The following is a 12,403-nucleotide window of genomic DNA, read 5'->3' on the forward strand; positions in this document are numbered from 1 at the left end:
TTATTTTTTACATTCTCCGGTATTGGGATTCTAAAAATGGGATTAGGATAGTTATGCTAATGGTAAAGAATTTTTTCAATAGTTAGGTTAAAATAAAAGTTAACCTCGTATTTTTTTAACTATTTTTCAAAAGATTTTTTGATTTATTCCTCAATGAAAAAAACGGGTTAAGTCATTTTCCTTTCTTAAATTTGATCTTGGCTTTAAGCTTAACTTTAATCTTAGATTAGATCTTAAACTTAGCTTTAAACTTAATTTTAGATTTAAGTACAGGTAAGACAAATTCAAAAAAATAATATTTAATTTATTAGCCTTGTTTTGTAAAGGAAGAGTGAAGTTCATACAAATATACCTCTTGTCTCTAAGAGTCAAGTAGAAACTATTAGGTATAGAGTAAGGCAAATAAAAAGTATAAAGTGTAGCCACTTTGTTGGCTATCCCTAAATAACTTTAACCAACTTTTTATTACTTTGCTACTTAGTCCTATAGATATTAATCGAATGGAACTCTAGAGCTTAATTAAGATTCTCAAAATAGAAAAATTACAAATTACAAAACAAAAATTACAAATCTATCCTTAAACAATATAGTAGGCATAGAACTCTACTCAACCTTTGTAATTCAGTGCTAGTAAAGCAATCTCGGCAAATATTATAAAGCTTTGGATTTTCAGCTAAACAATGAGCCTTTATTTTTTCTAGTGAATATTGGTTAAAAACTCAAGTTAAGCTGGCAATAAACAAGATAGAGACAGTGAGAGTAAATATAAATTGAGGTAACTTTATTTACTCATGATTTTGGTGGCAGTCTTTATTGATGTTGGTTGTTTTTAGGTTCGAACTAGTTAAATAGTTATATTTAGTCGTTAAAGTAGATCTATACGAAAAGATCTGAAAGGATCTAGAAGAAAAGATCAGATATGAAAGGGTCTGAAATGACCTAGAAAAATCTATAAGGATCTGAAAAGATCTGCAAGAATCTAAAAAGTAAAAAGACACTTGAGGTTAACCTCACAAAGTCTTAAAAAGTTTAACTTTGTCATTTTTAACCCGTGAAGTTATTTTTAACTAACCAAAAAGTTATTTCTTATAAGCATTCAACCTAATAACTTTACAGATATAACTAGAAAAGTTAAAGTTAGCAAGTTTTAATAAAGTACAACTAGAGGAATGTACAGGTACTCTTTATACTCTTTCTCTTTATCCTGTTTAACAAAAAAAACAGGACAAACAAAAAGTATGTGTAGTACAAACGCGCTCGCTCTTGTTTAAGAGTGTCAAAAATAAAATAAATAGGCAGAAAAAACTTACTTAAAAAGTTCCAAAACAATGAATAGTATTTATAAATTGAAATTCAACCGCCGCACTCGTTCTCTTGATGCGGTGTCAGAGCTAGCAACTAGTTCTGTTTCTGGTTCAGCTAAGCAAACAGTTGAAACTAGTGAAGATAGTAAGAGTCTAAAATTAAATCGTGTTAATCGCTTGCTTGCAAGCGTAATGCTTCCATTTGCATTTGCAGGTGTTTCTACAGCTGCATTCGCGGATGCGCGTACAGGCATGGAAGTTGTTAACGGTAAAGTAACTGCTGTTACAGAAGGCTTAGTAACAACAATTACTAACTCAAACAACGCGATCATTAATTGGCAAAAATTTAATATCAATTCTGATGAAATTGTAAAATTCATTCAAGAAAGCTCAAATTCAGCTGTTCTTAACCGAATTTTAGGAGGAGAGGTTTCTCAGATCCTAGGTACTTTACAATCAAACGGTAAAGTATTTATCGTAAACCCAGCAGGTATTGTTTTTGGTCAAAACTCTTCAGTTGACGTTAACTCTTTAGTTGCTTCAACTTTAGATATTAGCAATGAAGATTTCTTAAACGGTAACTACGTATTTAGTCAAGACAAAGATCAAGCTATCGCTTCAGTAATCAACCAAGGTATGATCAAGGTTGAAGCTGACGGTACTTTAGCTTTAGTCGGTGGTAAAGTACTAAATACTGGTGTACTAGAAGCTAAAAATGGTACAGTTTACCTTTTAGCTGGTCAGTCTATTACTATCCAAGATTTAAGCAATCCGTTAATCTCTTATAAAGTTACTGCAGATAACAAAGCAGTGAACTTAGGTGAGATCGTTGCTAATCGTGCAGTACTTTTAGCTAACAAAGTAGCTACAGGCTACACAAATTCATCTTCATTTGCAGATATTATCTCTAGTGAAGATTCAGCACGTAAAGCAACAATTACTGCAACTGGTAGTGTTTTACTATATGGTGCTTCTGAAGCAAATGTAGTACAAACTACAAGCATGAACAATAGCCAACTAGCAGCTAACTACACTAACCAATCTTCGTTAGTAGTGGTAAACGGTACAGTTAACACTTCAAACGCTGCTGGTACTGCTGGTTCAATTAAAGTTTTAGGTGACTCAGTATTATTAGCTGATAACGCAGTATTAAATGCGTCTGGTAATGTTGGTGGCACAGTTAATGTTGGTGGTGACCTACAAGGTACTGGTGACTTAAAACTAGCTGCTACAACTAACGTTGCAAAAGGTGCTACAGTTAATGTATCTGGTACTAATGGTGACGCTGGTACTGCAATTGTTTGGGGTAACCAAGCAGTTGTTGATGGTGCTTTCTTAGCAACATCTGTATACGGTAACGGTGGTTTTGTTGAGACTTCAGGTCACAGCTTAGATTTACTAGATAACGTCTCTGTAAATACAGTTGCTACTTACGGTAACACTGGTACATGGTTAATTGACCCGAACAGTGTGGTTATTACTGACGATAACAGTACGAGTGCTACTCGTTACGGTGTATCTTCAATTGGTAGCGCTTGGGGAAGCATGACTTCAAGCTCGTTCCGCGCAACTGATGCTTTCGAAGGTTGGGGTGATTACACATTCTTAAGAGCTTCAACAGTAAGTAGCTACCTAAACTCTTCAAATGTAGTTATTACAGCAACTTACCAAATTGCACTATTTAACGTTACAAGCGCTTACTTCAAACCATCTACTACAAATAGCTTAAATCTTACAGCTGCAAACATTGATATTTTCAATAGTAACTTCACGATGGGTGGTGCGCTAAATATTATTAATGCTAATAATAACGTAGCGATTAGTAACTCTAACTTAACAGTTGGTAGTTTAACTACTTACAATGTTACTTCTGGTATCAACCTAGTTAACACAACAGTGAATGCAACTGCTGGTTGTATCACTTTAAATGGTGCTGGCTTTATCAGTAATGGTACTTCGTTAACTTCAACTCATGCGATTTGCATTACTTCATCAGCAAACTCTGCAATTGTTAACTCTACTTACACAGTTACAAACACAACAGCAGCTGGTGCTGAATTAATTACTGTTACTTTAACGAATACTGGTACAGTAACACAAAACATCTCAAACTCAACGTTTAACGCTACTGCTGGTAAAGTTAACCTAAGCTCTGTAAGTACAAGAAGTGTTACTAACATTTCTGATACTAACATCACAGCTGAAGGTGCTTTAATCCGTGGCAGAACGCTGAACTTAAATAATACAAACATCTCGACTACTACGAGTGAAATCTCAATTGGTAACGCAAGTACTAATACAATTAACTCAACTAACTCAACCTTTGTAACTTCAGGTGCTGCTGATGTTAACTTACGTGGTACTTCTAACGTAAACGTTACTAATACAACAATTAGATCTGGTCAAGATGTTAACTTAACAGCTACATCTGGTGCTGTAAGAATTACAAATTCAACTGCAAGCGCAACTCGTTCATTTAACGTTACTGCACAAAGAATTGCCTTAACAAATGCAGTCCTAAATTCAACAAATGATCTAACATTATGCGCTACAGCTGGTGAGATTGCGTTAAGCAACTCTTCTGTAAATTCATCTACAGGTTCTGCTAGCTTACTTGCTCAAGGTAACATTGAAGTTACTGACGGCTCAACTGTAGTTGCACAAAACGATGTTACTTTAAACTCGACAGGTGGTGTAGGGGTAGTTAATGTTAAAGACTCTAATGTAACTGCAACTACAGGTAATCTTGAGGTAAATTCGTCTAACGGCATTACTTTAGAAAACACTAGCCTAAACGCTGCTGGAACAGCAACTTTAACAACTACAACAGGTGACATATGTGCAACTGATGCTTCAGTTACTGCTAATACAGTTTCAGCTTCTACAGGTGAGGGTACAGTAGCCTTAACTAACTCTAGCCTTAATGCAACTTCTGGTGCAGCAAGCGTATCTGGTAGTGCAGTTACTTTAGTTGATGGTTCTAAAGTTGTTGCAACTGAAGATGTAACCCTAACAGCTACATCTGGAGCTATCACTGCAGAAGATTCTGAAATTACTTCAGCTAATGGTAATGCTACATTAAATGCTGCTGGTGACGTTACTTTAACTAACACTGATGTAACTGCTGCTAAGTTAGTAAATGTAACAGCTACAGGTGCTTTAACAGTTGAAGAGGCTAGCTTAACAGCTGCAAACGTAAGTGCAACAGCTGGTGGTGACACTACTTTAACTAACGCTACTTTAAACGCAACTGCAGGTTCAGCATCTCTAACTGGTGGTGACGTTTACTTAGGTAACGGTACGAAAATTTTAGCAACTGAAGATGCATCAGTTGAAGCGACTGCTGGTGACGTAACTGCAGACGGTGCAAACGTTACTTCAGAGAATGGTAAAGCTTCAGTTACAGCTTCAAACGGCGTTACTTTAAACAACTCAAACGTAACAGCTCCTCAATCTGTTGATGTTACAGCTACATCTGGTGACTTAACAGTTACTGCTTCTAACTTTACATCAGAAAACGTTAATGTATCTGCTGGTGGCACAGCTACTTTAGCTAACACTACAGTTAACGCGACTGATGGCGTAGCTAACGTAACAGCTGGTAGCGTAGTATTAGAAAACGGTACTAAAGTATTAGCAACTGAAGACGCAGTTGTAAATGCAACTGATGGTGATGTAACTGCTACAGGTGCAAATGTTACTTCAGAGAATGGTAATGCTACAGTTACAGCTGCAAACGGTGTTACTTTAACTAACTCAAATGTAACAGCGCCTAAATCTGTTGATGTTACAGCGACATCAGGTGACTTAACAGTTACTGATTCTAACTTAACATCTGCAAGCGTAAACGCAACAGCTGGTGGTACAGCTACTTTAGCTAATACTACAGTTAACGCAACTGAAGGTTCAGTAAATGTAACAGCAGGAAGCGTCGCTTTAGAGAACGGTACAACTATTGACGCAGCTACTGATGCAGTATTAAATGCAACTACTGGTTCATTATCTGCAACTGGTTCAAATGTAACTGCGAAAAACGGTGAAGCTACTTTAAAAGCAGCAACTGATTTAACTTTAGATAACTCTAACGTAACTGCATCTAATGGAGTTGAGTTAGAAGCTACTTCAGGTGACTTAACAGCAACTGATTCAAATGTAACTGCGCCAACTGTAGAAGTAACTGCAGGTGATACAGCTACATTAGCTAATACTACAGTTAACGCAACTGAAGGTGCGGTAAATGTAACAGCTGCAAACGTAGTTTTAGAAAACGGTACTAAAGTTGAAGCTGCTACTGATGTAGCATTAAATGCTACAACTGGTTCATTATCTGCAACTGGTTCAAATGTAACTGCAAAAGATGGTAACGCTACTTTAACTGCAGCTACAGATTTAACTTTAGATAACTCAAACGTAACTGCTTCTAAAGAAGTTGAGTTAAATGCTACTTCAGGTGATTTAACAGCAACTGATTCAAATGTAACTGCGCCAAACGTAAGCGTAACTGCGGGTGATACAGCTACATTAGCTAACACTACAGTGAATGCAACTGAAGGTGCGGTAAATGTAACAGCTGCAAACGTAGCTTTAGAAAACGGTACTAAAGTTGAAGCTGCAACTAATGTAGAATTAAATGCAACTACTGGTTCATTATCTGCAACTGGTTCAAATGTAACTGCGAAAAACGGTGAAGCTACTTTAACAGCTGCAACTGATTTAACTTTAGATAACTCTAACGTAACTGCATCTAATGGAGTTGAGTTAGAAGCTACTTCAGGTGACTTATCAGCAACTGATTCAAATGTAACTGCGCCAAACGTAGACGTAACTGTAGGTGGTGCTGCAACTTTAGCAAACACTACTTTAAACGCAACTGAAGGTGCGCTTGAATTAACAGCAACTGACATCACTTTAGAAAACGGTACTAAAGTTGAAGCTGCAACAGATGTAGCATTAAATGCAACAACTGGTGCTTTAACTGCAACTGGTTCAAATGTAACTGCAGGTAGCGGTAACGCAACTTTAACAGCAGCTACAGGTTTAACTTTAGATAACTCTAACGTTACAGCTGCTAAAGCGGTAGACTTAAATGCAACTTCAGGTGACTTAACAGCAACTGATTCTGCAGTATCTGGTACTACTGTAAACGCTACTGCTGCTGAAGGTACAGCAACTCTTGCGAATACTTCAGTAGAAGCAACTGCTGGTGAAGTTAATGTAACTGCACAAGACGTAACTTTAGCTAATGGTACAAAAGTTGACGCTACTGGTGATGTAGTATTAAATGCAACTACAGGTGCTTTATCTGCAACTGGTTCTAACGTAACTTCATCTGAAGGTAATGCTGTATTAACAGCTGCAACTGATTTAACTTTAGATAACTCTAACGTTTCAGCTGCTGAGTCTGTAGATTTAACTGCAACTTCAGGTGACTTAACAGCTACTGATTCAGATGTTTCAGGTACAAACGTTAACGTTTCAGCTGAAGAAGGTTCTGTAACTCTTGCAAACACTGCAGTAGAAGCAACTGACGGTACGGTAAACGTAACTGCTGAAGATGTTACTTTAGCTAACGGTACTAAAGTTGACGCTACTCAAGATGTAGCATTAAATGCTACTTCAGGTGACTTATCAGTAACTGGTTCTAATGTAACTTCAACTGAAGGTAGCGTTGCTCTAACAGGTGCTACAGGTGTAACTTTAGATAACGCTAACATCTCTGGTGCGCAAGCAGTTGATGTAGTAGCTACTACAGGTGACTTAACAGCAACTAACTCTGATGTAACAGGTGCTGATGTTAACTTAACTGCAACTGCGGGTGACGTAGATCTAGCTAACACTGCAGTAAATGCAACTACAGGTTCAGCTGCGGTAACTGGTGAAAACGTAACTTTAGGTAACGGTACAACAGTTGAAGCTAAAGAAGACGCTTCTGCAACTGCAACTAAAGGTGAGTTAAACATCACTGGTGCTAACTTAACAGCAACTGACGGTAATGCTTCAGTATCAGCGGTAACTGGTTTAACTTTAGATAACGCTAATATCTCTGGTGCTGGTGACTTAGATGTATCTGTAGCTGACGGTGACTTAACAGTAGTTAACTCTGCGTTAACTTCAACTGAAGGTAGCGTAAACGTAACTGCTCCAGAGAATCTAACTCTAACTAACGGTACAACAATCTCAGCTGCTAAAGATGCAAATCTTAAAGCTGAAAACGGTAACTTAACTGCAACTGGTACTAACGTAACAGCAGGCGGTGACGCTACATTAACAGCTGCACAAGACGTTAACCTAGATAACACTAACGTATCTGGTGCTAACGTAGACGTAACAGCTGAAGGCGGTGACGTAACTCTAACTGACACAGCAGTAAATGCAACTACAGGTTCAGCTGCAGTAACTGGTGAAAACGTAACTTTAGGTAACGGTACAACAGTTGAAGCTAAAGAAGACGCTTCTGCAACTGCAACTACAGGTGAGTTAAATATCACTGGTGCTAACTTAACAGCAACTGATGGTAACGCTTCAGTATCAGCGGCAACTGGTTTAACCTTAGATAACGCTAATATCTCTGGTGCAGGTGACTTAGATGTATCTGTAGCTGACGGTGACTTAACAGTAGTTAACTCTGCGTTAACTTCAACTGAAGGTAGCGTAAACGTAACTGCTCCAGATAACCTAACTCTAACTAACGGTACAACAATTTCAGCTGCTAAAGATGCAAATCTTAAAGCTGAAAACGGTAACTTAACTGCAACTGGTACAAACGTAACAGCTGGCGGTGATGCTACATTAACAGCTGCACAAGACGTTAACTTAGATAACACTAACGTATCTGGTGCTAACGTAGACGTAACAGCTGAAAACGGTGACGTAACTCTAACTGACACAGCAGTAAACGCAACTACAGGTTCAGCTGCAGTAACTGGTGAAAACGTAACTTTAGGTAACGGTACTACAGTTGAAGCTAAAGAAGACGCTTCTGCAACTGCAACTACAGGTGAGTTAAATATCACTGGTGCTAACTTAACAGCAACTGACGGTAACGCTTCAGTATCAGCAGCAACTGGTTTAACGTTAGATAACGCTAACATCTCTGGTGCTGGTGACTTAGATGTATCTGTAGCTGACGGTGACTTAACAGTAGTTAACTCTGCGTTAACTTCAACTGAAGGTAGCGTAAACGTAACTGCTCCAGATAACCTAACTCTAACTAACGGTACTACAATCTCAGCTGCTAAAGATGCAAATCTTAAAGCTGAAAACGGTAACTTAACTGCAACTGGTACAAACGTAACAGCAGGCGGTGATGCTACATTAACAGCTGCACAAGACGTTAACCTAGATAACACTAACGTATCTGGTGCTAACGTAGACGTAACAGCTGAAGACGGTGACGTAACTCTAACTGATACAGCTGTAAATGCAACTACTGGTTCTGCTGCAGTAACAGGTAACAATGTTACTTTAGGTAACGGTACAGTAGTTGAAGCTAAAGAAAACGCTTCTGCAACAGCAACTACAGGTGAGTTAAATATCACTGGTGCTAACTTAACAGCAACTGACGGTACTGCTTCAGTATCTGCACAAACTGGTTTAACATTAGATAATGCTAATATCTCTGGTGCAGGTGACTTAGAAGTTACAGTTCCAGATGGTGACTTAACAATCACTAACTCAGCATTAGCTTCAACAGAAGGTAACGTAAACGTAACTTCTCCTAACAACTTAACTTTAACTAACGGTACAACAATTACCGCAGCTAAAGATGCAAATGTTAAAGCAGAAAACGGTACGTTAAATGTTGACGGTACTAATGTAACAGCTGGTGGCGACGCTACTCTAGCAGCAACTGATGAAGTAGTGTTAAACAACACTAACGTATCTGGTGCTACAGGTGTAGACGTTACTGGTGAAAACGTAACATTAGATAACACTGACTTAACTTCTGAAGACGGTAGCGTTAACGTTACAGCTGAAAATGATGTAACTTTAGCAAACGGTACAGATCTAGACGGTGATAAAGGTGTTAACGTTTCAGGTAAAAATGTTACTTTAGACAACGCTAATGCAACATCAGGTAACGGTACAGTTAATATCACAGCTGATGAAGATGTGACTTTAGCTAACGGTACTAGCCTAGACGGTGACCAAGGTGTTAACGTTTCAGGTAAAAATGTAACATTAGATGACGCTGACGCTACATCTGGTAACGGTACAGTTAATATCACAGCTGATGAAGATGTGACTTTAGCTAACGGTACAAGCCTAGACGGTGACAAAGGTGTTAACGTTTCAGGTAAAAACGTAACATTAGATGACGCTGACGCAACATCTGGTAACGGTACAGTTAATATCACAGCTGACGAAGATGTGACTTTAGCTAACGGTACTTCATTAGATGGTGACCAAGGTGTTAACGTAACAGGTAAAAACGTTACATTAGATAACGCTGACGCTACATCTGGTAACAGTACAGTTAATATCACAGCTGATGAAAATGTGACTTTAGCTAACGGTACTGACCTAGACGGTGACGAAGGTGTGAACGTTGTAAGTAACAACGGTAACGTAACTCTTGATAATGCAACTGCAACATCAGATAACGGTACAGTTACAATCTCTGCTCCTGAAAACGTAACTCTAGCTAACGGTACTAACCTAGACGGTGACCAAGGTGTTAACGTAACAGGTAAAAACGTAACATTAGATGACGCTGACGCTACATCTGGTAATGGTACAGTTAATATCACAGCTGACGAAGATGTGACTTTAGCTAATGGTACTAACCTAGACGGTGACCAAGGTGTTAACGTAACAGGTAAAAATGTTACTTTAGATAACGCTGATGCAACATCTGGTAACGGTACAGTTAACATCACAGCTGACGAAGATGTGACTTTAGCTAACGGTACTGACCTAGACGGTGACGAAGGTGTGAATGTTGTAAGTAACAAAGGTAACGTAACTCTTGATAATGCAACTGCAACATCAGATAACGGTACAGTTACAATCTCTGCTCCAGAGAACGTAACTCTATCTAACGGTACTAGCCTAGACGGTGACCAAGGTGTTAACGTAACAGGTAAAAACGTTACATTAGATAACGCTGACGCTACATCTGGTAACGGTACAGTTAATATCACAGCTGACGAAGATGTGACTTTAGCTAACGGTACTAACTTAGATGGTGACAAAGGTGTTAATGTAACTGGTAAAAATGTTACTTTAGATAACGCTGACGCTACATCTGGTAACGGTACAGTTAATATCACAGCTGACGAAGATGTGACTTTAGCTAACGGTACTGACTTAGATGGTGACGAAGGTGTGAACGTTGTAAGTAACAAAGGTAACGTAACTCTTGATAATGCAAACGCAACATCAGGTAACGGTACAGTTACAATCTCTGCTCCTGAAAACGTAACTCTAGCTAACGGTACTAACCTAGACGGTGACCAAGGTGTTAACGTAACAGGTAAAAACGTTACATTAGATAATGCTAACGCAACATCTGGTAACGGTACAGTTAATATCACAGCTGACGAAGATGTGAACTTAACTAACGGTACTAACTTAGATGGTGATAAAGGTGTTAACGTAACAGGTAAAAATGTTACTTTAGACAACGCTAACGCAACATCAGGTAACGGTACAGTTAATATCACAGCTGACGAAGAAGTGACTTTAGCTAACGGTACTTCATTAGATGGTGATCAAGGCGTTAATGTTAACGGTAACAACGTTACTCTAGATAATGCACACGCAAACTCTGATAACGGTTCTGTTAATATCACTGCTAACGAAACAGTTAACTTAACAAATGGTACAAATCTAGACGATGGTGACCAAGGTGTTACAGTAACTGCGAAAAACGTTAACTTAGATAACGCTACAGCTGCTTCTGATAACGGTATGGTTAACATTACAGCTGCTGAAGACGTTAACTTAACTAACGGTACAGCATTAGATGGTGATAAAGGTGTTAACGTAAACGGTAACAAAGTTGTACTTGATAACGCTAACGCGACATCAGGTAACGGTTCTGTAAACATCTCTGGTAAAGACGGTGTTGAGTTAGCAAACGGTACTAACTTAGACGGTGACCAAGGTGTGAACGTAACTTCAACTAATGGTACAGTTAACTTAACTAACGCATCTGCAACATCAGGTAACGGTACAGTTAATATCACTGGTGATAAAGGTGTTGGTTTAGATAACGCTAGTCTATCTGGTGAAAAAGGTGTTAACATTAATTCAGCTAACGGTGGCTTAGTAGCTAACTCAACTGCAATTAATGCAAGCAACGGTAACATCACAGTTAACGTACGTAATGACATCACATTCGATGACAATACGACTTTAGACGCAGGTAACGAGAACATCAGCCTGACATCAACTCAGGGTGGTTTCAACGCTCCTAACGCTAACTTAACTGCTAAAACTGCAATCATCATCAATGTATTAACACATAGCGATGCTGGTAACCTAAACGCTCCTACAGTAACTACAACTGTTAAAGGTGCTGCTTTAGATTACGTAAATGATCCTGAATATAGAAATGCGATGGATAGAATCGATATCCAAAACGAAATCGATACAACTCCATACCAATATCACACAATCAGTGATGATTCTCGTATTGATGAGAAGAAATTCGTAGGTTCAGAATTAAGCTTAACTATGGGTGAAGCTGGTTTTGCGGAAGTATGTTTAGTTAACGCTGAACAACTAAACCGTAAATACAACGTTACATCAGAAGACTTAACAAACCTATCAGCAGAAGAAATTGTAGACAAATACAAATTCTTACCAGAAGATAGAGCTACTTACTTAGAAAGCTGTCAAAGAATCCCTACTGGTTTTAGCGCAGAAACTGCTAAAAGCGTAAGATAATTTGACTTAACTCTAAGTTAAGAAATAGTCATCTCTGACAAAAATAAATGCCTCTAGGGAAACCTAGGGGCATTTATTTTGGCAAAAATTTACGAGTGCTAGTAGTATTAGCTGGTATTAGCTAGTATTAGCTTAAGGAAACCCTCTAGCTACATTACTGCTATTACTATTGGCTATTTGCAAACAGACAAATAATAGTCCCCCTC

General features: G+C 38.4%; 1 protein-coding gene. It reads left to right on the plus strand.

Going from position 1 to position 12,403, the window contains the following annotated elements; genetic code table 11:
- Positions 1–1,328 precede the first annotated feature (1,328 nt).
- Positions 1,329–12,197: a filamentous hemagglutinin N-terminal domain-containing protein gene (locus CKF54_RS00725; RefSeq protein WP_119524362.1), complete on the plus strand. Its 10,869-nt coding sequence runs from the start codon at positions 1,329–1,331 to the stop codon at positions 12,195–12,197.
- Positions 12,198–12,403: the final 206 nt, after the last annotated feature.

This window comes from Psittacicella hinzii, from assembly GCF_003585885.1.
GTDB lineage: Bacteria > Pseudomonadota > Gammaproteobacteria > Enterobacterales > Psittacicellaceae > Psittacicella.

Bases quoted from the DNA above. Each gene is read 5' to 3' on its own strand.
- CKF54_RS00725 (WP_119524362.1), top strand. From the start codon at position 1,329: ATGAATAGTATTTATAAATTGAAATTCAACCGCCGCACTCGTTCTCTT.